This window comes from Pseudomonas sp. M5, from assembly GCF_016907075.1.
Lineage (GTDB): Bacteria > Pseudomonadota > Gammaproteobacteria > Pseudomonadales > Pseudomonadaceae > Aquipseudomonas > Aquipseudomonas putida_E.
On record NZ_JAFBBH010000001.1, the window covers coordinates 3,142,501 to 3,164,714 of the forward strand.

Sequence of the window (22,214 nt, forward strand, 5' to 3'; positions counted from 1 at the left end):
TTTCACATCCAACTTAACAAACCACCTACGCGCGCTTTACGCCCAGTAATTCCGATTAACGCTTGCACCCTCTGTATTACCGCGGCTGCTGGCACAGAGTTAGCCGGTGCTTATTCTGTCGGTAACGTCAAAACACTAACGTATTAGGTTAATGCCCTTCCTCCCAACTTAAAGTGCTTTACAATCCGAAGACCTTCTTCACACACGCGGCATGGCTGGATCAGGCTTTCGCCCATTGTCCAATATTCCCCACTGCTGCCTCCCGTAGGAGTCTGGACCGTGTCTCAGTTCCAGTGTGACTGATCATCCTCTCAGACCAGTTACGGATCGTTGCCTTGGTGAGCCATTACCTCACCAACTAGCTAATCCGACCTAGGCTCATCTGATAGCGCAAGGCCCGAAGGTCCCCTGCTTTCTCCCGTAGGACGTATGCGGTATTAGCGTTCCTTTCGAAACGTTGTCCCCCACTACCAGGCAGATTCCTAGGCATTACTCACCCGTCCGCCGCTGAATCAAGGAGCAAGCTCCCGTCATCCGCTCGACTTGCATGTGTTAGGCCTGCCGCCAGCGTTCAATCTGAGCCATGATCAAACTCTTCAGTTCAATACTGCTTGGGTTTTTAAGAAACCCTAAACTTGGCTCAGCAATCTCAAATGACTATGTGATTTCTCGCATGGCCACTTGTGATGCTGATAATCTTCCTGACTATCAGTCCATACTCACAAGCACCCACACGAATTGCTTGATTCGATTTGTTAAAGAGCGTTTGGTTAAGAGCTTTTCGTCTCAACCGAGGCGCGCATTCTACGCTTTCCTCAGAGCCTGTCAAGCGTTTATTTTGAAGTTTTTTGCGAGAAACTCGTTCAACTTCAAACACTTGGCTCGCTGCGATCTCTCGTAGCGGGAGGCGAATCATACAGCGTTTAGAAGCGCTGTCAACCACCATTTCAACCGCTATCGATCAGACGACCGAAGCACCACCAGCACTACCTGGATTAAGCAACTCTTTGAATTTCAAGGAGTTTCTCGTTCCGACTACGCTGGAAGTGGGGCGCATTATAAGGGGATTAGAACGCCCGTCAAGGCTTAATTTCAATAAACCTTGATATCGCCTAAAACAAAGCGGGGAGGCCTGTAGGCCTCCCCGCTTCTATATATAGCTACGCCACCAGACACTCACTCCGCCTTGAGCGTAACCCGGGCAAACGCCTTCTTGCCCGCCTGACACACATGAGTGGCGCCAATCGCAAACAAGAAGTCACGCTCGACCACCACGCCATCAACCTTGACCGCACCACCATTGAGCAGATCGCGCGCCATCGCCGAGTTCTTCACCAGGCCAGCACGGTTCAGCACAGCAGCGATCGGCAAGTCTTCAGCCGCGGCCACTTCAATCTCAGGCAGATCTTCCGGCAACTCTCCCTCTTTCATGCGATTACCCGCCGCACGGTGGGCGTTGGCAGCCGCCTCTTCACCATGGAAACGCGCAACGAGCTCTTCCGCCAGCTTGATCTTGATGTCGCGCGGGTTCGCACCATTGGCGACATCAGCACGGTACTGCTCGATCTCCTCCATGGAGCGGAAGCTCAGCAATTCGAAGTAACGCCACATCAGCGTGTCCGGGATCGACACCAGCTTGCTGTACATCACCCCAGGCGCTTCCTGGATACCTACATAGTTGCCCAGCGACTTGGACATTTTCTTAACGCCGTCCAGCCCTTCGAGCAGCGGCATGGTCACGATGCTCTGCGCTTCCTGGCCGTAGGCGCGCTGCAGCTCGCGCCCCATCAGCAAGTTGAACTTCTGGTCGGTACCACCCAGCTCCACATCAGCCTTGAGGGCTACCGAGTCGTACCCCTGCACCAGCGGGTAAAGGAACTCATGGATGGCGATCGGCTGATTGGTGGTATAGCGCTTGTCGAAGTCGTCGCGCTCAAGCATGCGCGCCACCGTGTACTGCGACGCCAGGCGAATGAAGTCCGCCGGTGTCAGCTTGTCCATCCAGGTGGAGTTGAACGCGACCTCGGTCTTGGCCGGGTCGAGAATCTTGAACACCTGCTGCTTGTAGGTCTCGGCATTATCCAGCACCTGCTCACGGGTCAACGGCGGGCGCGTCGCGCTTTTGCCACTCGGATCACCGATCATTCCAGTGAAGTCGCCGATCAGGAAGACGACCTGATGACCCAGCTCCTGGAACTGGCGCAGCTTGTTGATCAGCACGGTGTGCCCCAAGTGCAGGTCGGGCGCAGTCGGATCGAAACCTGCTTTGATACGCAGAGGCTGGCCGCGTTTGAGCTTCTCGACCAGTTCCGACTCGACCAACACTTCTTCCGCACCGCGCTTGATAAGCGCCAGCTGCTCTTCAACCGACTTCATAGACAGACCCGCAAGGCTCAGATTCAAGGGGAGCCAACCATACAAGATCGGCCATCAAATACAAGTTTCGCAACGGGATGTGACCTGACCGCAGCCTCGCGGCGTCTACGCGCCCTTGCGTGAAATTGGATTTGGTTATATTTTATACAGTTATTTCATCTTCATCATGTCATTCATCTTTTCCATATTCACTTTTCTTCAAAAAGCCACCTTACCTATGACCGACGAAACGCCTAAAGCGCCACCGCTTTATCCGAAAAGCCATCTGCTGGCCGCCAGCGGCATCGCCGCCCTGCTCAGCCTGGCTCTGCTGGTATTTCCGTCCAGCGAAGTCGAAGCCAAGAAGACCACCCTCAGCCTCGAGCTGGAAAGCCCGGCAGAGCAACTGAAGGGCGAGCCCGGTGCCGCGCCACTGGTGCAGAGCGAAGCAGATCAAGGCTCACCGTTCGCACAAATCGAAGGTGCCGACTCCAAAACCGAGCAAGCTACTCAAGAACTCCCAGCCCTAGAACAGAAACCAGAGGCCAAGGAGCCTGGGCATCGCGAAGTCACCGTGGCGCGTGGCGATACACTGTCCACCCTGTTCGAAAAAGTCGGCCTGCCAGCCAATGCGGTGCACGACCTGCTGGCCAGCAATAAGCAGGCCAAGCAGTTCAGCCAGCTCAAGCATGGCCAGGTGCTGCAATTCGAACTCGACAAGGACGGCCAACTGGCCAGCCTGCAAAGCAAGGTCAGTACCCTCGAGACCATCCGCCTGACAAAGACCGCCAAGGGCTACAGCTTCGACCGCGAAATCAGCAAGCCGTTGGTACGTACTGCCTACGCCCACGGCGTGATCAAAAGTTCGTTGTCGGCCTCGGCCCAGCGTGCCGGCCTGTCGCACAGCCTGACCATGGACATGGCCAAAGTACTGGGCTACGACATCGATTTCGCTCAGGACATCCGCCAGGGTGACGAATTCGACGTCGTCTACGAGCAGAAAGTCATGGATGGCAAGGTGATCGGTACAGGCAACATCCTGTCCGCCCGCTTCACCAACCGCGGCAAGACCTACACTGCGGTGCGCTACACCAACAAGCAGGGCAACACCAGCTACTACACAGCCGACGGCAACAGCCTGCGCAAGGCGTTCATCCGTACCCCCGTGGACTTTGCCCGTATCAGCTCGCGGTTTTCCGCTGGCCGCAAGCACCCGATTCTGAACAAGATCCGCGCACACAAGGGCGTCGACTATGCCGCGCCACGCGGCACACCAATCAAGGCAGCCGGTGACGGTCGCATCGAGCTGGCCGGCCGTCGCGGTGGGTACGGCAACACAGTGATCATCGCCCACGGCAACCGGTACAAAACTCTCTACGGGCACATGCAGGGCTTTGCCAAAGGCATCAAGACCGGCAGCAGTGTGAAGCAGGGGCAGATCATCGGTTATATCGGTACCACCGGCCTGTCTACAGGGCCGCACCTGCACTATGAGTTCCAGGTCAATGGCGTCCACGTCGACCCGCTGAGCCAGAAGGTACCGATGTCCGATCCGATCGCCAAGGCCGAACGTCAGCGGTTCTTGCAGCAGAGCAAGCCACTGATCGCGCGCATGGATCAGGAAAAGGCCACCATGCTCGCAGCGAACAAGCGCTGAGCTATGGCGCTCTACCTGGGAGTAATGTCTGGCACCAGCCTCGACGGCCTGGACATTGCACTGATCGAGCAAGGCGAGCAGCTGAAGCTGCTCGCCACCCACTACCTGCCAATGCCCGCCGACCTGCGTCAGCAACTGCTAGCCCTGTGCGCCAGCGGCCCTGACGAAATCGCACGTGCAGCGTTGGCGGAAAACCGCTGGGCCAGCCTGGCCGCGGAAGGTATACAGCAGCTACTGAAAACACAGGGGCTGCAGCCTGACGCCATCCGCGCCATCGGCAGCCATGGCCAGACCATCCGCCACGAGCCTGCCCGTGGCTTTACCGTGCAGATCGGCAACCCGGCATTACTCGCCGAGCTGACCGGGATCACAGTGGTAGCCGACTTCCGCCGGCGCGATGTGGCTGCTGGCGGCCAAGGCGCTCCGTTGGTGCCCGCGTTTCATGAAACCCTGTTCGGCCGTCTTGGCCAGCGGCTGGCAGTGCTCAACGTAGGCGGTTTCAGCAACCTCAGCCTGATCGAGCACGACAAGCCGGTCCACGGTTTCGACTGCGGCCCCGGCAATGTATTGCTGGATGCCTGGGTCGAGCGTAAACGCGGCCAGGCTTATGACGCAGACGGCGCCTGGGCAGCTACTGGAGTGGTCCAGACCGATTTGCTGGACGCGTTGCTGAGCGACCCTTTCTTCGCCGGCAGCGGCCCTAAGAGTACTGGCCGCGAAGTGTTCAACCTGCCTTGGCTGGATGGCCATCTCGCTCGCATGCCGCATTATCGTGACGAAGATGTTCAGGCCACGCTGCTTGAGCTGACGGCGCGCAGCATCATCGAGTCCTTGCGCGATGCACAGCAAGGCACAGAAGCGCTGCTTGTATGTGGCGGCGGTGCACGCAACGGTGCATTGATGGCTCGCCTTGACGCGCTGCTACCCGATGCCCGGGTCACCAGCACCCAGGCATATGGCGTAGACCCCGACTGGGTCGAGGGCATGGCATTTGCCTGGCTGGCCCACTGCTGCCTGGAAGGCATCGCCGCCAACCGCCCCAGCGTGACGGCAGCCAAGGGGCTGCGGGTTCTCGGCGCGATCTACCCGGCCTGACCTTGCGATCGCAACGAAAACGCCGCGCAAATGCGCGGCGTTTTTTGTACCACCGGGCTTCAGATCGAGAAGGAAGAGCCGCAGCCACAAGTGGTAGCGGCATTCGGGTTCTTGATCACGAAGCGCGAGCCCTCAAGGCCTTCCTGGTAATCCACCTCCGCGCCCGCCAGATACTGGAAGCTCATAGGATCTACCACCAGAGATACACCTTCGCGCTCGACGATGGTGTCATCTTCGGCCACATCTTCATCGAAGGTGAAGCCGTACTGGAAACCCGAGCAGCCGCCACCGGTCACGAAAACCCTCAGCTTCAGGCGATCATTGCCTTCCTCGCAAACCAGGGTCTTCACCTTTTGCGCGGCGCCGTGAGTAAATTCCAAAGCCGTGGGGGTGAAGGTTTCGACGCTCATGTTGATTCTCCCGGCGCAGTAGCCGCCATAAAACTCGATGACGCGCATTATCCGCTTCTCCGAGAAAATCGGTCAACAATACGTAAGCAGCAAGTGACAAGCTCCAAGCTGAACGCAATACGCTCACTTGCAGCTTAGAGCTTGCCGCTTGCCGCTTGTGGCTGCTGTCAGGGCAGCAGGCCCGCATGGGACAGGCCCATGCGCTCGTCCAGGCCGAACAGGATGTTCAGGTTCTGCACCGCCTGGCCTGACGCGCCCTTGACCAGGTTATCGATGACCGACAGCACTACCACCAGGTCACCACCTTGCGGGCGATGAACGGCGATACGGCAGACGTTGGCACCGCGCACGCTACGGGTTTCCGGGTGGCTGCCCGCTGGCATCACGTCGACGAACGGCTCGTCTGCGTAGCGCTTCTCGAACAGTGCCTGCAAGTCGACCGACTTATCGGCCACTGTCGCGTACAGGGTCGAGTGAATGCCGCGGATCATCGGGGTCAGATGCGGCACGAAGGTCAGGCCGATGTCCGTGCCTGCAGCCAGGCGTAGGCCTTGGCTGATTTCCGGCAAGTGACGGTGGCCCTTGACCGCGTAGGCCTTCATGCTCTCGCCAGCTTCGCAGAACAGCGAACCCACGGCGGCGCCACGACCGGCGCCGCTGACACCCGACTTGCAGTCGGCGATCAGGCGCAACGGGTCGGCCAGGCCAGCTTCAAGCAGCGGCAGGAAGCCCAACTGGGTAGCGGTCGGGTAGCAGCCCGGCACAGCGATCAGGCGCGCCTGGCGAATTTTCTCACGGTTGACTTCAGGCAGGCCGTAGACCGCATCCTTGAGCAACTCCGGCGCGCCGTGCGGCTGCCCGTACCATTTTGCCCACTCGGCAGCGTCCTGCAGGCGGAAGTCGGCGGACAGGTCAATGACCTTGGTCCCGGCAGCCAGCAACTCACCGGCCAAAGCGTGGGCGACACCGTGCGGGGTGGCGAAGAAGACCACGTCGCAGGCTGACAGAGCCTTGCTGTCCGGCACGCTGAAAGCCAGGCCGTCATAGTGGCCGCGCAGGTTCGGATACATGTCGGCGACCGCTACGCCCGCCTCGGAGCGCGAAGTGATGACCGCCACCTCGGCCTGTGGATGCTGTGCCAGCAGACGCAACAGTTCGACGCCGGTGTAACCCGTGCCGCCGACGATACCGACCTTGATCATAACGCTTGCCCCTTATCAACGAGCCGTCTGGAAAGCGCACGATGATAGGGGCGCAAGGCGCCTGTAACAACTCTTCGGGTGACCCTTCGGGCGCTTGGCCTCTACTATCTGACGACCGTGAATACCTGAAGGAACTCTCTCCATGCTTTACCTATGGATAAAAGCGCTGCACATCGTCAGCGTCGTCTGCTGGTTCGCCGGTCTGTTCTACCTGCCCCGGCTATTCGTCTACCACGCCCAAAGCCAGGACAGCATCAGCCAGGACCGCTTCGTGACCATGGAGCGCAAGCTGTACCGCGGCATCATGAACCCGGCGATGATTGCCACCTACGTGTTCGGCGCCTGGATGCTCTATCTCACGCCAGGCTGGCTGAGCCAGGGCTGGCTGCACGCCAAGCTGACACTGGTGCTCCTGCTCACCGGCTACCATCACATGTGCGGCGCCCAGCGCAAACGCTTTGCCACCGGTGCCAACACCCGCAGCCACGTTTACTACCGCTGGTTCAACGAGGTACCCGTGCTGTTCCTGCTGGCCATCGTGATTCTTGTGGTGGTCAAACCGTTCTGACGACAATCGCACTGTACAGGAGCCCCGCCCATGTCATTGCCTGCTTCGCTCGAACAACGCCTGCGCTTGCCCGTGGTGGCGGCGCCGATGTTCCTGATCTCCAACCCCCAGCTGGTCCTGGCCTGCTGCGGCAACGGCGTGGTCGGCAGTTTCCCCGCCCTGAACCAGCGCGACAGTGCCGGTTTCAAGGGCTGGCTCGAGGAGATCGAAGCGGGCCTTGGGCAGCTGCAGGCGCCAGCCCCTTATGCGGTCAATCTGATCGTCCACCCATCCAACCCGCGCCTGCAGGCTGACCTTGCCCTGTGTGTCGAGCATCAGGTGCCTATAGTCATCACCAGTCTTGGCGCGGTGAAGGAAGTCGTCGATGCCGTACACGGCTATGGCGGCCTGGTGTTCCATGATGTGACCACCCGGCGTCACGCTGAGAAAGCTGCACAGGCCGGCGTCGATGGCCTGATCGCGGTGGCGGCAGGTGCAGGCGGGCATGCTGGCACCTGGAGCCCGTTCGCCCTTGCGGCCGAAATCCGCCAGTTTTTCGACAAGACCCTGCTATTGGCCGGCTGCATCAACCACGGCCATGAAATACTCGCCGCCCAGTTGCTTGGCGCGGACCTGGCCTACATGGGGACTCGCTTCATTGCCACCCAGGAGAGCCATGCCCAAGAGGCGTATAAAGAGATGCTGCTCGGCGCCCATGCAGCGGACATCGTCCATACCTCAGCGGTTTCGGGCATACCGGCAAGCTTTTTGCGCCAGAGCCTTGAACAGGCTGGGTTTGACATGGCCGCACTGAAGGCCGGCCAGGAACAGGGCAAACTCAAGCCAATCGATGATGAAGCCAAGGCCTGGAAGACAGTATGGTCTGCCGGGCAAGGCGTCGGAGATATCCATGACCTGCCCGGCGCCGCAGCACTGATCGAGCGCCTGCACGGCGAATACAGAGCAGCCCTGGAGCGCAGCCAGGCGTTACGCGCCAAGGCCTTGTAGCAAAAGGCAACACCTGGCCTGGCCACGCTGTACACTAGGCGCCCTCTTTAGCCCTCAGGAGCCTTGCATGACCCGTTACGCCATGATCACTGGTGCTTCCAGCGGCCTGGGCTTGGCCCTGGCGGAAGCTCTGGCGCGGCGCGGGCGCAATCTGATCCTGGTGGCACGCCACCGTGAAACCCTTGAGCCGGTAGCCATCGAGCTGACCCAGCGCTTCGGCGTCGAAGTACTGCTACGCGCCTGCGACCTCAGCCAACCGCTGCGCCTGTCCGGTTTCGTACTCGAGCTGGAAGAGGGCGAGCGGCGCATCGACCTGTTGGTCAACTGCGCCGGCCAACGTACCTATGGCCCGTTTCTCGCCCACGAGTGGGCAGACGAGCAAGACCTGCTGGAGGTGAACATTCTCGCCATGAGCCGCCTGTGCCATGCCATCGGCAACCTCATGGCAGTACAGGGTGGTGGGCAGATCCTCAATGTCGCCGGCCTGGCCGCCGTAGCGCCAGGCCCCTGGATGGCCACCTATGCCGCCAGCAAGGCCTATGTGCTGCATTTCACCGAAGCCCTGCGCGAAGAGCTCAAGCCCACGGGCATCAAGGTTTCGGTCCTTTGCCCCGGCCCGGTGCGCTCTTCGCGCCGGCGTACTCCCAGGCTCGAAGGCAGCCGCCGCTGCCTCAGCCCCGAAGAGGTGGCGCTGTACACCGTGCGCGCATTGGCGAAAAACCGGGCGCTGATCATTCCGGTTCGCCGCAACCGCTGGCTGGCATTCGCCCCGCGCCTGTTGCCCCGCTGGTTGGCGCGCAAGCTTGCAGGCTTCATCCACCGCCGTTACTGCCCGGTCGGAATGGAATAGCCCACTGGGCGAGCGGCGCCTGGCTAAGTACACTCGGCCAGGACACTCACCTTGGAGCAAGTGCTGTGGACGATTTATTCATCAAGATCATCAACCGGGAAATCCCGGCGAAGATCATCTACGAGGACGACCAGGTTCTGGCCTTCCACGACATCGCGCCCCAGGCGCCGGTGCACTTTCTGGTCATCCCGAAAAAACACATCCGTACGCTCAATGACCTGACCGAAGAGGACAAGGGCCTGGCCGGCCACATCCTGTTCACCGCCCAGCGCCTGGCCAAGGAGCTTGGCTGCGACGATGGCTTCCGCGTGGTCATGAACTGTAACGAGCAAGGCGGCCAGACCGTCTACCACATCCACATGCACGTGCTCGGCCAGCGCCAGATGCACTGGCCACCGGGCTGACCCAAGGCAAGCCCACCCCGGGCGATTGAGGTAAACTGTCGGGCATCACTTCAGCGGAGGTGCCCGATGGCTACCGAACGTCACTATTCGCCGCTCGACCGCTTGTTGCTGCAGGCCGATACCGCCATGCGCACCTTGCTGCCCTTCAGCGGCCAACCCTCCCGGCCGTCTCCGGCCATTGTCCAGCCCGACGTCGAGCTCGACGAAAGCCAGACCCGCCACATCGCCGGGCTCATGCGCATCAACCATACCGGCGAGGTCTGCGCCCAGGCGCTGTACCAAGGCCAGGCCCTGACCGCCAAGCTGCCCCAGGTGCGCAAGGCAATGGAGCATGCGGCCGAGGAAGAAATCGACCACCTGGCCTGGTGCGAACAGCGCATCCGTCAATTGGGCAGCCACCCCAGCGTGCTCAATCCGCTGTTCTACGGCATGTCGTTCGGCATCGGCGCGCTCGCCGGCATGGTCAGCGACAAGGTCAGCCTGGGCTTCGTCGCTGCCACCGAGCATCAGGTGTGCAAACACCTGGACGAACACCTGGAGCAGATCCCCCATGAGGACGAAAAGTCCCGTGCCATTCTCGAGCAGATGCGCGTCGACGAAGAGCAACACGCCGATTCGGCCCTTGAAGCAGGTGGATATCGCTTCCCCGCGCCGGTACGTTTCGGTATGAGCATGCTGGCCAAGGTCATGACCAAAAGCACTTACCGCATCTAAGGGCACGCCAATGACGGACCGTATCGACGCCAAGGACCTGGCGCGCGCCGTACAAGCAGGAGTTCTCCAGCCGGGCCAGGACAAGGCCCTGCTGGACTTTCTGCGCCAGCAGCCAGCAGCTCGTGGCAGTTTCCAGCTGGCACACGTCGCCTTCTATTTCGGCGCCCTACTGATCATGGGGGCGATGGGCTGGCTGCTGACCGAAGCCTGGATGCGAATCGGTGATTGGGCGCTGCTGGCCATCGCCGTTCTTTACATCGGTCTTCTCACCCTGTTCGCCCTCAACCTGCAAAAACGCCAGCAACCCATCGCAGCTGGCGTCTTGGCGGCGGTCGCGGTAAGCATCGTGCCCCTGGCTGTCTTTGCCATCGAACGCCTGGCCGGGTGGTGGCCACTGGACGATCGGCAAACGGACTATCACCAGTACTACACCTATGTGCAGGGCGGATGGCTGATGATGGAGGCGGCCACGGTGGTCGCCGGTTTGTTGATGCTGCGCCTGATCCCCTACCCGTTTATCGTGATGCCGATTGCCGTGGCCTTATGGTTCATGTCGATGGACCTTAGCGAGTGGGTGTTCGGCTCGCCGTTCAGCTGGGAACAGCGGCGCACGGTTTCGCTGTGGTTCGGGCTCGGGCTGCTCATGGTGTTTCTGGTGGTCGACGGGCGCACGCGTGAGGATTACGCCCACTGGGGTTACCTGGCAGGGCTGGCAGCGTTCTGGGGTGGGCTGACGATGATCGAAAGCGACAGCGAGCTGGGTAAGGCGCTGTACTGTCTGATCAACCTGGGTCTGATGGCAATGGCGGTGCTGCTGCGCCGGCCGGTGTTCATGGTGTTCGGGGCGCTGGGGGTGGCGGCTTATCTTGGCTACCTGTCTTACGAGGTATTTGCCGAGTCGCTGCTGTTCCCGGTGGTGCTGACCTTGATCGGGTTGGGGGTAATCGGGCTGGGGCTGGGTTATCAGAAGCGCCGGGAGCACCTCAGCCAGTCATTGAGGCGTTGCGTACCCCGTTGGCTGGTAGTGGCTCTCCCAGCCTTGCGCAACTGAAGAGCGTCGGGGCCGCCTTGCGGCCCTTTCGCGACGCAAGGCCGCTCCTACAGACCGCGAACCTTCGAGCGGCCTTGTGTCGCGAAAGGGCTGTGCAGCAGCCCACAAGTCTCAACCCAGCTCAACGATCTCGTAGCCGTGGGTGATTTCCACGCCCGCGCGCTCCAGCATGATCGACGCCGAGCAATATTTCTCTGCCGACAGCTCCACCGCACGCTTGACCTGAGCCTCTTTCAGCCCGCGCCCTTTGACCACGAAGTTCATATGAATCTTGGTAAACACCTTCGGGTCTTCGCTGGCGCGCTCGGCCTCCAGGAAGGCTTCGCAGCTTTCCACCGCTTGGCGCGATTTCTTCAGGATACTCACTACGTCGAAGCTGCTGCAGCCACCCAGGCCGAGCAGGAGCATTTCCATCGGGCGCACGCCCAGATTGCGGCCCCCAGCCTCGGGTGGGCCGTCCATCACCACGACGTGCCCGCTCCCCGATTCGCCAAGGAACATCGCTTCACCGGCCCATTGGATGCGTGCCTTCATCTGTCCGTACTCCTGAATCTCGCAAAAGGGTGTCAGCTTAAGCCTTGTGTGGCTGTCGGAAAAGCTCCACACGTTTGGCATTTGTGCCGAAACATCCTGCAGTGTCTGATAAGCTGGCGCCAATTGACTGACGCGTCGCGTTAGCCGACTCCCCACCAGAGCCTATGGGTCGTATCGAACAGGATTTCGTGATGGTTGCCTCAGCCCTACCCGCCAAGATCAAGAACATCGACAAGCTGCTGATGCACTGCCAGCGCCGCCGCTACACCGCCAAGAGCAACATCATCTGCGCGGGTGACCGGGCCGAAACGCTGTCGTTCATCATCAAGGGTTCAGTCACCATCCTCATTGAGGATGACGAAGGCCACGAGATGATCATCGCCTACCTCAACAGTGGCGATTTCTTCGGCGAACTGGGTTTGTTCGAACCCGCCGGCAGCGATCAGCAGCGCAGCGCCTGGGTGCGCGCCAAGACCGAGTGCGAGGTGGCGGAGATCAGCTATGACAAGTTTCGCGACCTGGCCCGCCAGGACCCGGAGATTCTCTACGCCCTCGGCAGCCAGATGGCCCAGCGCCTGCGCAACACCACGCGCAAGGTGGGCGACCTGGCCTTCTTCGACGTTACCGGCCGGGTCGCCCGTTGCCTGCTGGACCTGTGCAAGCAGCCAGACGCCATGACCCACCCGGACGGCATGCAAATCAAGATCACCCGCCAGGAAATTGGCCGTATCGTCGGGTGCTCGCGAGAAATGGTCGGCCGCGTGCTCAAGGACCTCGAGGAACGCAGCCTGGTCCAGGTCAAGGGCAAGACCATGGTGGTTTACGGTACCCGTTAGTCCTTGGGCAGCGCTGCAAGCACTTCGCTGTAAGCCTTCGACAGGCGCTCGAACCATGGTACAGCGGGCGCCACTTCGTGCAGGGCAATATGACTATCGGCCCGGCAGCGCTGCTCGAGCCCGCAACATTCATTGAAATGATTGACCGCCGCGACCATCGACTCGCGCTCGTTATCCAGCAACAACGCACCATGCACCAGCACCACCGGCCGTTTTCCACCCAGCCCCTGGCGCCAGCGCTGGGCAGTCCCCACCAGCTTGCGGCCATTGAGGTTGACGTTATAGCGGCCGTCGCAGAAGGCCCCGTCGATCTCGCCCACCGAAGCCACACCGCCCCATTCGCGCAGCACATCGCACAACGGCAGGCAGAGGCGTTCATACGCGTTCTCGATACGGCCATGGTCGCCTTCGCTGCGTGGAGCGACATACACCAGCGCCACATTCACTGTCGAATGCGACTGAGGTACCGGCTCACCACCGGTTTCACGCAACAGCACTGGCCAGCCAGCGATCGCCAACTCCGAGCAGGCTGCCTCGAAGTTGTCCAGGCGGCTCATGCGCCGTGGCATGACCAGCGCATGATCCGTCGGGCGCCAGAACAGCACACCACTTTCGTTTTCGCCACGGCAGACCGCAGCCAAAAGATCTTGCTCGGCGTGCAGGCCCTGCTCGACGGTGAGGGCCAGGGGTTGATCGGTCATTGATCCACCTTCGATAAAGCCGGCGATTGCCGGCTTCAACGTTGCTTAGTCCAGTTGCTGCACAGTCTTCTTCACCTGTTCAGGGAAGAACAACCGCTGCAGTTCCAACCCCGGCTGCTCGGCCCGCATGAACGCCTCACCCACCAGGAACGAGTAAACGTCATTGATTTCCATCAACTCGACATCGGCACGGTTGAGAATGCCACTCTCGGTGATGGCCAGGCGATCCCGGGGGATGCGTGGCAGCAGGTCAAGAGTGGTCTCCAGGCTGACTTCGAAAGTATGCAGGTTACGGTTGTTGACCCCCACCAGCGGTGTATCAAGCGTTTTCAACGCACGCTCCAGCTCGTCACCGTCATGTACTTCGACCAGCACGTCGAGACCGACGTCCTTGGCGGTAGCGGCCAACTCGGCCATCTTGACGTCATCGAGCGCCGACACGATCAGCAGCACGCAGTCTGCGCCCAAGGCGCGTGCTTCGATGATCTGATAAGGGTCGACCATGAAATCTTTGCGGATCACCGGCAGCGAAACAGCGGCGCGCGCCTGCTGCAGGTACTCATCGGCACCCTGGAAGTAGTCCACATCGGTCAACACCGACAGGCAAGTCGCCCCGCCCTTTTCGTAACTGACGGCAATTTCCGACGGCACGAAGTTCTCGCGGATGACACCCTTGCTCGGCGAGGCCTTCTTGATTTCGGCGATCACCGCTGGCTGCTTGCGCTTGGCTTGCTCGATCAGGGCATTAGCAAACCCGCGCGGGGCATCCGCCCCCTTGGCTAGGTGCTCCATTTCGGCGAGGCTGACGCGCGCGCTGCGCTCAGCCACTTCCTGGAACTTGCGGGCAACTATCCTTTCCAGCACCGTCGGGACACTCATGCTTCGTTCTCCACCTTGAATACCGCTGTAAAGGCACCCAGCTCCTGCAGCTTTTCCCAAGCCAGCCCGGTGTGCAGCACATCGTGGGCCAGATCCACACCAGCCTTCAGGCTCATGGCGTGATCAGCGGCGTACAACGCAGCGCCCGCGTTGAGCACTATCATCTCGGCAGCCTTCTGGCCATTCTCGGTCTTGCGCCGGCCCAGTGCATCACGGATCAACTCCAACGACGCCTGTGGGTTTTCGACTGCCAAGCCATGCAGGCTCTGGCTCTTCATGCCAAGGTCTTCAGGCTCAACCCAGTATTCGCTGATCTGGTCGTTCTTCAGTTCGGCGACAAAGGTAGGCGCGGCCAGGCTGAACTCATCCAGGCCATCCTTGGAATGCACGACCAGCACATGCTTGCTACCCAGGCGTTGCAGCACTTGCGCCAGCGGGCGGCACAAGGCCTGGCTAAATACACCAACCACCTGGTGTTTCACCCCAGCCGGATTCGTAAGCGGGCCGAGCATGTTGAACAGGGTACGCAGGCCCAGGTCGCGGCGCGGGCCTGCGGCATGTTTCATGGCCGAGTGATGGCTCTGGGCGAACATGAAGCCGATACCGAGGCTGTCAATGCAGCGCCCCACTTGGGTAGGTGTCAGGTTCAGGTAGATGCCGGCAGCTTCCAGCAAGTCAGCGCTGCCGCTCTTACCGGAAACTGCGCGATTGCCATGTTTGGCCACGGTGCAGCCTGCCGCCGCCAGGACGAACGAGGAGGCGGTGGAAACGTTGAAGATGTTGGCGCCATCACCGCCCGTACCGACGATGTCGACTACGCCATCAAGGCTTTTCAGCTCGACCTTGTCAGCCAGCTCACGCATGACCGAAACCGCGCCAACGATCTCGTCGATGCTCTCGCTCTTCATGCGCATGCCCATCAGGAAGGCGCCGATCTGCGCCTCACTGCATTGGCCGGTCATGATCTGGCGCATCACATCGCGCATTTCTTCGGTGGAAAGGTCCAGGTGGCCGACAATACGGCTCAACGCGCTTTTGATATCCATGCTCGGTCCTTAGCGGCGGCCGCCGGTCTGCTTGAGGAAGTTGGCGAACAGCTCGTGGCCCTGCTCGGTCAGGATGGACTCGGGGTGGAACTGCACCCCTTCAATGTTCAGTGTCTTGTGGCGCAGGCCCATGATCTCGTCGACCGAACCATCGTCATGTGCAGTCCAGGCAGTCACTTCCAGGCACTCTGGCAGGGTCTGGCGCTTGACCACCAGGGAATGGTAGCGGGTTACGGTGAGCGGGTTGTTGAGCCCGGCGAACACGCCCAGGTCGCGGTGATATACCGGGCTGGTCTTGCCGTGCATGACCTGGCGGGCACGCACTACATCGCCGCCAAACGCCTGGCCGATTGATTGGTGGCCCAGGCAGACCCCAAGGATCGGCAGCTTGCCGGCGAAATGCATAATGGCCTCGATGGACACACCGGCTTCGCTCGGCGTGCAAGGGCCAGGGGAGACGACGATGCGCTCAGGGTTGAGGGCTTCTATCTCGGCAACGGTGATTTCGTCGTTGCGAATGACTTTGACCTCGGCACCCAACTCGCCAAGGTATTGAACGACGTTGTAAGTGAATGAGTCGTAATTGTCGATCATCAGTAACATCGGGCTAAACCTCTAGAATCTACTGACTTTAAAAGTCGAACCTTCCTACACCAAAAACAGACACGGCGTTGCCACTAGGGGCGCTCGGAAACGGACAGGAAGGCAAACGGGGGCGGGCCGGACAGGCCGGCAAGAGATAAAGTCAGGCGCGCCAACGCCAACGGGCGTGGGCCTTGATAACGCGCATCAAGAGTTTGCTGACGATCAACACGGGATAGGTCTCGCTCATACTTGCAGGCACAGTAGCCTACCGGCGCGGCGGGCGCAATATGCCCGTAAATACGGGAAACGAATGGACTTGGAAGGCATGCCCCGCGATTTGCTAAGGTCGATCGGGTTGTCCTCATAAAAACAATGAAAAGGATGTTCCCAGATGCGAAAAGCACCTTTGCTACGTTTCACCTTGGCTACGTTGGCGCTCGCCTGCAGCCAGGCTTTCGCAGCCCCCTCGCCTTACTCGACAATGATCGTCTTCGGCGACAGCCTCAGCGATGCCGGGCAATTTCCTGACCTGACCGGCGGTACTGCCGGTATGCGTTTTACCAACCGTGATGAGAATGGCAACTTTGCACCTGTCTCGCCGATGATCCTCGGCGCACGCCTGGGTGTGAGCGCGGAAGATCTCAATCCGTCCACGTCCCTCGGCATACGCCCCGACGGCAACAACTGGGCCGTTGGCGGCTACACCACGCAGCAGATCCTGGATTCGATCACCACCACTTCCGAGACAGTCATTCCGCCAGGCCAACCTTTTGCCGGCCTGGTACTACGCGACAAGCCCGGGTATCTGGCCAATGGCTTGCGCGCAGACCCCAATGCCCTCTACTACCTGACCGGTGGCGGCAACGACTTTCTGCAAGGCCTGGTGAGCAGCCCTGCCGATGCCGCCGTCGCAGGATCGCGCCTGGCCGCCAGCGCCCAGGCCCTGCAACAAGGCGGTGCCCGCTACATCATGGTCTGGCTGCTACCCGACCTCGGCCAAACGCCGAATTTCAGCGGCACGCCGCAGCAAAACGCCCTGTCGCAACTGTCCAGCGTGTTCAACCAGTCACTGGTCAGCCAACTGGGCCAGATCGATGCCGAAATCATTCCACTGAACATTCCCGTACTGCTGAACGAAGCACTGGCCAGCCCGACGCAATTCGGCCTGGCCAGCGGGCAGAATCTGGTCGGCACCTGCTACAGCGGCAACAGTTGCGTGGAAAACCCGCTGTACGGCATCAATGGCACCACGCCCGACCCCACCAAGCTGCTGTTCAACGACTCGGTACACCCAACCATCGCCGGCCAGCAACTGATTGCCGACTACGGCTACTCGATCCTTTCCGCACCCTGGGAGCTGACGCTGCTGCCGGAAATGGCCCACGCCAGCCTGCGCGCGCATCAGGACGAACTACGTAATCAATGGCAGGCGCCCTGGCAGGCGGCTGGCCAATGGCAGGCCTTTGTTGCCACTGGCGCGCAAGATCTGGACTTCGACGGCGAGCGCAGTTCTGCCAACGCTGACGGGCGCGGCTACAACCTCACCCTGGGTGGCAGCTACCGGCTGAACGACGCTTGGCGCTTAGGGCTTGCCGGCGGGGTCTATCGCCAGAAACTGGAGGCAGGCGAACAAGACTCGGACTACAAGCTCGACAGCTACCTGGCCAGTGCCTTCGCCCAGTTTCGTGAGGACCGCTGGTGGGCCGACGCAGTGCTGAGCGCAGGGCACCTGGACTATCACGACCTCAAACGCACCTTCGCCCTAGGCGTGAATGACCGAAGCGAGAAAGGTGATACCGACGGCGAAGCCTGGGCTGTGACCGGTCGACTGGGATACAACCTGGCAGCCGATAGCAGTGACTGGCAGCTGGCGCCGTTCATCAGCGCCGACTACGCGCGAGTGAAGGTGGATGGTTATGACGAGAAGAGCGGACGTTCGACGGCCCTGGGCTTCGATGACCAGGAACGCACTTCGCGTCGCCTGGGCGTAGGGTTGCTGGGCAGCGTGCAGGTACTGGCCAGCACCAGGCTGTTTGCCGAGGTGGCGCAAGAACATGAGTTCGAGGATGACCAGCAGGATGTGACGATGCACCTGACGACACTGCCAGCCAATGACTTCACGCTGACCGGGTACACACCGCAGAGCGACCTGACTCGTGCCAGCCTTGGGGTCAGCCATGAGCTGGTGGCGGGGGTGCACCTGCGCGGGAACTACAACTGGCGCAAGAGCGACGAGTTGACCCAGCAAGGAATAAGCTTGGGCGTCAGCGTCGACTTTTAACCGGATGGGGCCGCCATGCGGCCCCACGCCTGAGAATTACTCGGCAGGACGTTGCTCAGCCAACGCCACCGCACGGAACATCGCCCGGCGCTTGTTGATGGTTTCTTCCCACTCCAGCGCCGGCACCGAGTCGGCGACAATGCCGCCACCTGCCTGCACATGCAGTTCGCCGTCCTTGATCACGGCCGTGCGAATGGCAATCGCGGTATCCATGTTGCCATTCCAGGCAAAGTAGCCCACCGCACCACCGTAGACGCCACGCTTGACCGGCTCCAGTTCGTCGATGATCTCCATCGCGCGGATCTTCGGTGCACCCGACAAGGTACCTGCCGGCAGAATCGCCCGCAGTGCATCCATCGCGGTCAAGCCTTCGGCCAGTTGCCCGGTCACGTTGGAAACGATGTGCATGACATTGGAGTAGCGCTCGATCACCATCTTTTCGGTCAAGCGCACGCTACCGGTGGAGGACACACGGCCCACATCGTTGCGGCCCAGGTCGATGAGCATCAGGTGCTCGGCGATCTCCTTGTCGTCCGAAAGCAGGTCATCTTCCAGCGCTCGGTCGGCCTCCTCGTTGGCCCCCCTTGGACGGGTACCGGCAATCGGGCGCACGGTGACCAGATTGTCTTCCACCCGCACCAGCACTTCCGGCGAACTGCCAACAACGTGGAAGTCCCCGAAGTTGAAGAAGTACATGTATGGCGTCGGGTTGAAGCAGCGCAGCGCACGGTACAAGTCTATGGGCGCTGCCTTGAAGTCGATCGACATGCGCTGGGACGGCACCACTTGCATGCAGTCACCGGCCAGGATGTACTCCTTCACGGTGTCCACAGCGCGCTCGTAATCCTCTTGGGTGAAGGAGGAGCGGAACGCCGGCTCTGCCGCCATGGGGCCGCTCAGGTCCAGGCCGCGTCGCGGCGTGATAGGTTCGCGCAGCTTGGCCAGCAGCCCTTGCAGGCGCGCCTGGCCTTGCTCGAAAGCCTGCTCTTCGGACGGATCGACCAGTACGATCGCATGCATCTTGCCGGCCAGGTTGTCGAACACCACCACGGCATCCGAAACCATCAGCAGGATATCCGGCACGCCCAGAGGGTCAGGGTTGGGGCAAGCGCCCAGGCGCTTTTCCACGTAGCGAACGCAGTCATAGCCAAAGTAACCGACCAGGCCACCGTTGAAACGCGGCAGGCCGGCAATGTCAGCGACCTTGTAGCGGTCCTTGAAAGTTTCGACGAATGCCAGCGGGTCTTCGACATCATGGCTTTCGACCTGCACGCCATCGTGCAGAATGCTCACGTGATAGCCATGCACACGCATCACCGTACGCGACGGCAGGCCGATCATCGAATAACGGCCCCACTTCTCACCGCCCTGCACCGACTCGAGCAGGTACGAGTTGGCCTGGTCTGCCAGCTTCAGGTAGATAGAAAGCGGGGTATCGAAGTCGGCCAGGGTTTCACAGGCCAATGGAATGCGGTTGTAGCCGGCAGCGGCCAGGCACAGGAATTCTTCGCGGGTCATGAGTAGCCTCGGAGCAACAATGAGAGTCGGGCAAACGGACGGGCCGGCAAAGGCCGGCGGGCAGAAGTCAGGCGCGCCAACGCCAACGGGCCAGGGCCTTGATGACTTTCATCCACAATTTGCCGGTAACCACCACGGTGGGCTCTCTGTCTTGTGAGGCTTGAAGGTCCGCCAACGTTATCCCAGTGTCGGTGACTACGCAACCAGGCAGCAGCAGGCGCAGGTCGCCTATGACCAGGCTGGGCGCTTCCTCATCGATCGGCCGGCCGTGGTTATAGCCATAGCTCAGCCCAACGCACTGCACGCCGGCAGCCTTGGCCGCCAGCACATCACTGCGCGAGTCCCCCACAAACAGCGCCTGGCCGGGCTCGACGCCGGCCATTTTCATGACGAACAGCAACGCAGCAGGGTCGGGCTTCTTCTGTGGCAGGGTATCGCCGCCGATGATCCAGCGGAAATAACGGCCGATCTTCATCTGGTCGAGCAACGGTGCGACGAAGCGTTCAGGCTTGTTGGTGATCAGTGCCATTTCCACGCCCTGCTTGCGCAGCCAGCGCAAGGTGTCGTGCACACCAGGGTAGACAACCGTCAGATCATGGCTTTCGGCGTACGCCTCCATGAACAGTGCAAGGCCGCGCTCGGCCAGTTCATCGTCTACGGTCGCGTGGTCAAGGCCGCCGGCAAGTGCGCGGCGCACCAGCACCGGTGCGCCGTTGCCGACCCAGTGCCGCACGGCGTCAAGGCCAGCGGCCGGACGGCCAAGTTCGAGCAGCATACGGTCAACGGCTGCGGCCAGGTCGGGGACTGAATCGATCAGGGTACCGTCCAGATCGAACATCACCAGCCTGGGCAGCGTCCCGGGGAACAGCTGCTCGAAACCGCTCATGGGCGGGCCTGAGCCAGTTCGGCGCGCATCTTGGCGATCACTTCCTGATAATCCGGCGCGTTGAAGATCGCCGAGCCGGCGACGAAGGTATCTGCGCCAGCGGCAGCGATTTCGCGGATGTTGTTGACGTTCACCCCACCGTCGATTTCCAGGCGAATATCACGGCCACTGGCGTCGATCAGCGCACGGGCTTCGCGCAGCTTGTCCAAGGTGCCAGGGATGAACTTCTGTCCGCCAAAGCCTGGGTTGACGCTCATCAGCAGCACCATGTCGACCTTGTCCATCACGTACTTCAGCGCGTCCAGGCTGGTAGCCGGGTTGAACACCAGGCCGGCCTTGCAGCCACCGTCACGGATCAGCTGCAGCGAGCGGTCGATGTGCTGCGAGGCTTCCGGGTGGAAGGTGATGTAGCTGGCACCGGCTTCGATGAAGTCACCGATGATGCGGTCTACCGGGCTGACCATCAGATGCACATCGATCGGCGCGGTCACACCGTACTTGCGCAAGGCGGTGCAGACCATCGGGCCAATGGTCAGGTTGGGTACGTAGTGGTTGTCCATCACGTCGAAGTGGACGATGTCGGCACCCGCGGCCAGTACCTTGTCGACATCCTCGCCCAGACGGGCGAAATCGGCGGAGAGAATGGAGGGGGCAATAGCGTAGGGCTGCATGGCGCACCTGTTGGCAGAATCTAGGTGGCGCGCATTGTAACTCAGGGAACTGGATAGGGGCTGATTGGCATCAATCCGTGTGAAGGGGTCACTGGGACGCCAGCATCGGCCTTTTCGCAGGCAGTCCTGCGAAAAGGCCGATCAATCACGCAGGCTGCTGAGTCCTCAGCTTCTCACTGCGCCCGCGCAACCACTCCAGGGTCAGCAGCAGCACCACCGAAAAACCGATCAGCAAGGTCGCCGCCGCTGCAATCGTCGGGCTCAAGTTCTCGCGAATGCCGCTGAACATCTGCCGCGGCAGGGTGGCCTGTTCTGGCCCGGCGAGGAACAGCGTCACCACCACCTCATCGAACGAGGTCGCGAAGGCGAACAGCGCCCCAGAGATCACTCCGGGGGCGATCAGCGGCAAGGTGACCCTGCGAAACGCAACCACCGGTGAGGCCCCCAGGCTGGCAGCCGCACGCACCAGGTTGTAATTGAAGCCTTGCAAGGTCGCCGACACGGTAATGATGACGAACGGCACACCCAGCACCGCGTGCACCAGGATCAGCGAAATGAAGCTGTTACCCATCCCCAACGGGGCAAAGAACAGGTAGCTGGCTACACCAATGATCACCACCGGCACCACCATCGGCGAAATCACCAGCGCCATGACCAGCGACTTGCCCGGAAAATCGGCGCGGGTAAGCCCGATCGCTGCCAGCGTACCGAACACCATGGCCAGCAGCGTGGCCGCCGGGGCGACGATGACGCTGTTCCTCAGGGCGCGCATCCACTCGGCCGAGGCGAAGAAATCGTGATACCACTGCAGGGAAAAGCCTTGCAGTGGGTACACCAGGAAGCTGCCACTGTTGAACGACAGCGGCACGATCACCAGTACCGGCAACACCAGAAACAGCAATATCAGGCCACAAAGGATACGCAGGCTGTAGAACCACACCCGTTCCACGGGCGACATGTATGGGCTAAGCATCACTAGGCTCC

Annotated in this window: 22 protein-coding genes and 1 rRNA gene (1 of these 23 running past the window's edge); 10 read left to right on the plus strand and 13 right to left on the minus strand. The window is 60.9% G+C overall.

Annotated features, from left to right (window positions below; genetic code table 11):
• Both JOE27_RS14390 and tyrS read right to left on the minus strand, forming a co-directional pair.
• Positions 1 to 603: ribosomal RNA gene (locus JOE27_RS14390) — 16S ribosomal RNA — on the minus strand; it reaches 934 nt to the left of the window's first position.
• Between the two features lie 573 nt (positions 604 to 1,176).
• Positions 1,177 to 2,376 (minus strand): tyrosine--tRNA ligase, encoded by a 1,200-nt coding sequence (tyrS, locus tag JOE27_RS14395; protein ID WP_046787598.1) that lies wholly within the window; start codon positions 2,374 to 2,376, stop codon positions 1,177 to 1,179.
• Between the two features lie 217 nt (positions 2,377 to 2,593).
• Between tyrS and JOE27_RS14400 the strand changes: the two genes are divergently transcribed.
• Both JOE27_RS14400 and JOE27_RS14405 read left to right on the plus strand, forming a co-directional pair.
• A complete protein-coding gene (locus JOE27_RS14400) occupies positions 2,594 to 4,012 on the plus strand; it encodes a peptidoglycan DD-metalloendopeptidase family protein (RefSeq protein ID WP_115273015.1) in 1,419 nt (472 codons plus the stop codon).
• Between the two features lie 3 nt (positions 4,013 to 4,015).
• Complete coding sequence (locus tag JOE27_RS14405) at positions 4,016 to 5,107, plus strand: anhydro-N-acetylmuramic acid kinase (protein WP_115273016.1); 1,092 nt, start codon at positions 4,016 to 4,018, stop codon at positions 5,105 to 5,107.
• A 59-nt stretch (positions 5,108 to 5,166) separates the two neighbouring features.
• On the opposite strand, the gene erpA is transcribed toward JOE27_RS14405, so the two are convergent.
• Positions 5,167 to 5,517, minus strand: a complete 351-nt coding sequence (erpA, locus tag JOE27_RS14410; protein WP_046787605.1) for an iron-sulfur cluster insertion protein ErpA — start codon at positions 5,515 to 5,517, stop codon at positions 5,167 to 5,169.
• Between the two features lie 167 nt (positions 5,518 to 5,684).
• Entirely contained in the window at positions 5,685 to 6,719 is a 1,035-nt protein-coding gene (argC, locus tag JOE27_RS14415; RefSeq protein ID WP_046787595.1) for an N-acetyl-gamma-glutamyl-phosphate reductase, read from the minus strand.
• 142 nt (positions 6,720 to 6,861) lie between these two features.
• Here argC and hemJ point away from each other — a divergent pair, with 142 nt between their 5' ends.
• From hemJ to JOE27_RS14445, 6 genes are all read left to right on the plus strand, one after another.
• The gene (hemJ, locus tag JOE27_RS14420) at positions 6,862 to 7,287 is read left to right on the plus strand and encodes a protoporphyrinogen oxidase HemJ (protein WP_046787594.1); all 426 of its coding nucleotides are present in this window, start codon (positions 6,862 to 6,864) and stop codon (positions 7,285 to 7,287) included.
• A 30-nt stretch (positions 7,288 to 7,317) separates the two neighbouring features.
• Positions 7,318 to 8,274: a nitronate monooxygenase family protein gene (locus tag JOE27_RS14425; protein ID WP_119687855.1), complete on the plus strand. Its 957-nt coding sequence runs from the start codon at positions 7,318 to 7,320 to the stop codon at positions 8,272 to 8,274.
• Between the two features lie 67 nt (positions 8,275 to 8,341).
• The gene (locus tag JOE27_RS14430; RefSeq protein WP_204919012.1) at positions 8,342 to 9,124 is read left to right on the plus strand and encodes an SDR family oxidoreductase; all 783 of its coding nucleotides are present in this window, start codon (positions 8,342 to 8,344) and stop codon (positions 9,122 to 9,124) included.
• Positions 9,125 to 9,189: 65 nt separating this feature from the next.
• Positions 9,190 to 9,528 carry a histidine triad nucleotide-binding protein gene (locus JOE27_RS14435; protein WP_115273019.1) on the plus strand — a complete coding sequence of 113 codons (339 nt, stop codon included), beginning with the start codon at positions 9,190 to 9,192 and terminating at the stop codon, positions 9,526 to 9,528.
• A 66-nt stretch (positions 9,529 to 9,594) separates the two neighbouring features.
• Positions 9,595 to 10,242 carry a 2-polyprenyl-3-methyl-6-methoxy-1,4-benzoquinone monooxygenase gene (gene coq7, locus JOE27_RS14440; protein WP_012316538.1) on the plus strand — a complete coding sequence of 216 codons (648 nt, stop codon included), beginning with the start codon at positions 9,595 to 9,597 and terminating at the stop codon, positions 10,240 to 10,242.
• Positions 10,243 to 10,252: 10 nt separating this feature from the next.
• On the plus strand, positions 10,253 to 11,293 hold the full coding sequence (locus tag JOE27_RS14445) for a DUF2157 domain-containing protein (RefSeq protein WP_204919015.1): 1,041 nt from the start codon (positions 10,253 to 10,255) through the stop codon (positions 11,291 to 11,293).
• Between the two features lie 111 nt (positions 11,294 to 11,404).
• Here the strand turns inward: JOE27_RS14445 and JOE27_RS14450 are convergent, their stop codons facing one another.
• Positions 11,405 to 11,827 (minus strand): OsmC family protein, encoded by a 423-nt coding sequence (locus tag JOE27_RS14450; protein WP_004376171.1) that lies wholly within the window; start codon positions 11,825 to 11,827, stop codon positions 11,405 to 11,407.
• 191 nt (positions 11,828 to 12,018) lie between these two features.
• On the opposite strand from JOE27_RS14450, the gene crp reads away from it, so the two are divergent.
• Positions 12,019 to 12,663, plus strand: coding sequence for a cAMP-activated global transcriptional regulator CRP (gene crp, locus JOE27_RS14455; RefSeq protein WP_046787604.1), 645 nt, complete (start codon positions 12,019 to 12,021; stop codon positions 12,661 to 12,663).
• Here the strand turns inward: crp and JOE27_RS14460 are convergent.
• Genes JOE27_RS14460 through JOE27_RS14475 form a run of 4 tightly spaced genes read right to left on the minus strand, consistent with a single transcriptional unit; the run spans position 12,660 to position 15,892 of the window.
• The gene (locus tag JOE27_RS14460) at positions 12,660 to 13,364 is read right to left on the minus strand and encodes a lipoate--protein ligase family protein (protein ID WP_119687858.1); all 705 of its coding nucleotides are present in this window, start codon (positions 13,362 to 13,364) and stop codon (positions 12,660 to 12,662) included. The genes crp and JOE27_RS14460 overlap by 4 nt on opposite strands.
• Positions 13,365 to 13,409: 45 nt before the next feature.
• Positions 13,410 to 14,243 (minus strand): indole-3-glycerol phosphate synthase TrpC, encoded by an 834-nt coding sequence (gene trpC / locus JOE27_RS14465; RefSeq protein ID WP_204919018.1) that lies wholly within the window; start codon positions 14,241 to 14,243, stop codon positions 13,410 to 13,412.
• Complete coding sequence (gene trpD / locus JOE27_RS14470) at positions 14,240 to 15,289, minus strand: anthranilate phosphoribosyltransferase (RefSeq protein ID WP_125924638.1); 1,050 nt, start codon at positions 15,287 to 15,289, stop codon at positions 14,240 to 14,242. Before trpD ends, trpC begins: the two co-directional genes overlap by 4 nt.
• Positions 15,290 to 15,298: 9 nt before the next feature.
• Entirely contained in the window at positions 15,299 to 15,892 is a 594-nt protein-coding gene (locus tag JOE27_RS14475; RefSeq protein WP_046787586.1) for an aminodeoxychorismate/anthranilate synthase component II, read from the minus strand.
• 373 nt (positions 15,893 to 16,265) lie between these two features.
• Between JOE27_RS14475 and estP the strand changes: the two genes are divergently transcribed.
• Positions 16,266 to 18,155 (plus strand): esterase EstP, encoded by a 1,890-nt coding sequence (gene estP, locus JOE27_RS14480; protein WP_119687860.1) that lies wholly within the window; start codon positions 16,266 to 16,268, stop codon positions 18,153 to 18,155.
• A gap of 36 nt (positions 18,156 to 18,191) precedes the next feature.
• Here the strand turns inward: estP and trpE are convergent, their stop codons facing one another.
• From trpE to JOE27_RS14500, 4 genes are all read right to left on the minus strand, one after another.
• Positions 18,192 to 19,673: an anthranilate synthase component I gene (gene trpE / locus JOE27_RS14485; protein ID WP_174142583.1), complete on the minus strand. Its 1,482-nt coding sequence runs from the start codon at positions 19,671 to 19,673 to the stop codon at positions 18,192 to 18,194.
• 67 nt (positions 19,674 to 19,740) lie between these two features.
• The gene (locus JOE27_RS14490) at positions 19,741 to 20,559 is read right to left on the minus strand and encodes a phosphoglycolate phosphatase (protein ID WP_119687861.1); all 819 of its coding nucleotides are present in this window, start codon (positions 20,557 to 20,559) and stop codon (positions 19,741 to 19,743) included.
• Positions 20,556 to 21,230: a ribulose-phosphate 3-epimerase gene (gene rpe, locus JOE27_RS14495; protein ID WP_012316548.1), complete on the minus strand. Its 675-nt coding sequence runs from the start codon at positions 21,228 to 21,230 to the stop codon at positions 20,556 to 20,558. Before rpe ends, JOE27_RS14490 begins: the two co-directional genes overlap by 4 nt.
• 145 nt (positions 21,231 to 21,375) lie before the next feature.
• A complete protein-coding gene (locus JOE27_RS14500; protein WP_012316549.1) occupies positions 21,376 to 22,203 on the minus strand; it encodes an ABC transporter permease in 828 nt (275 codons plus the stop codon).
• Positions 22,204 to 22,214: the final 11 nt, after the last annotated feature.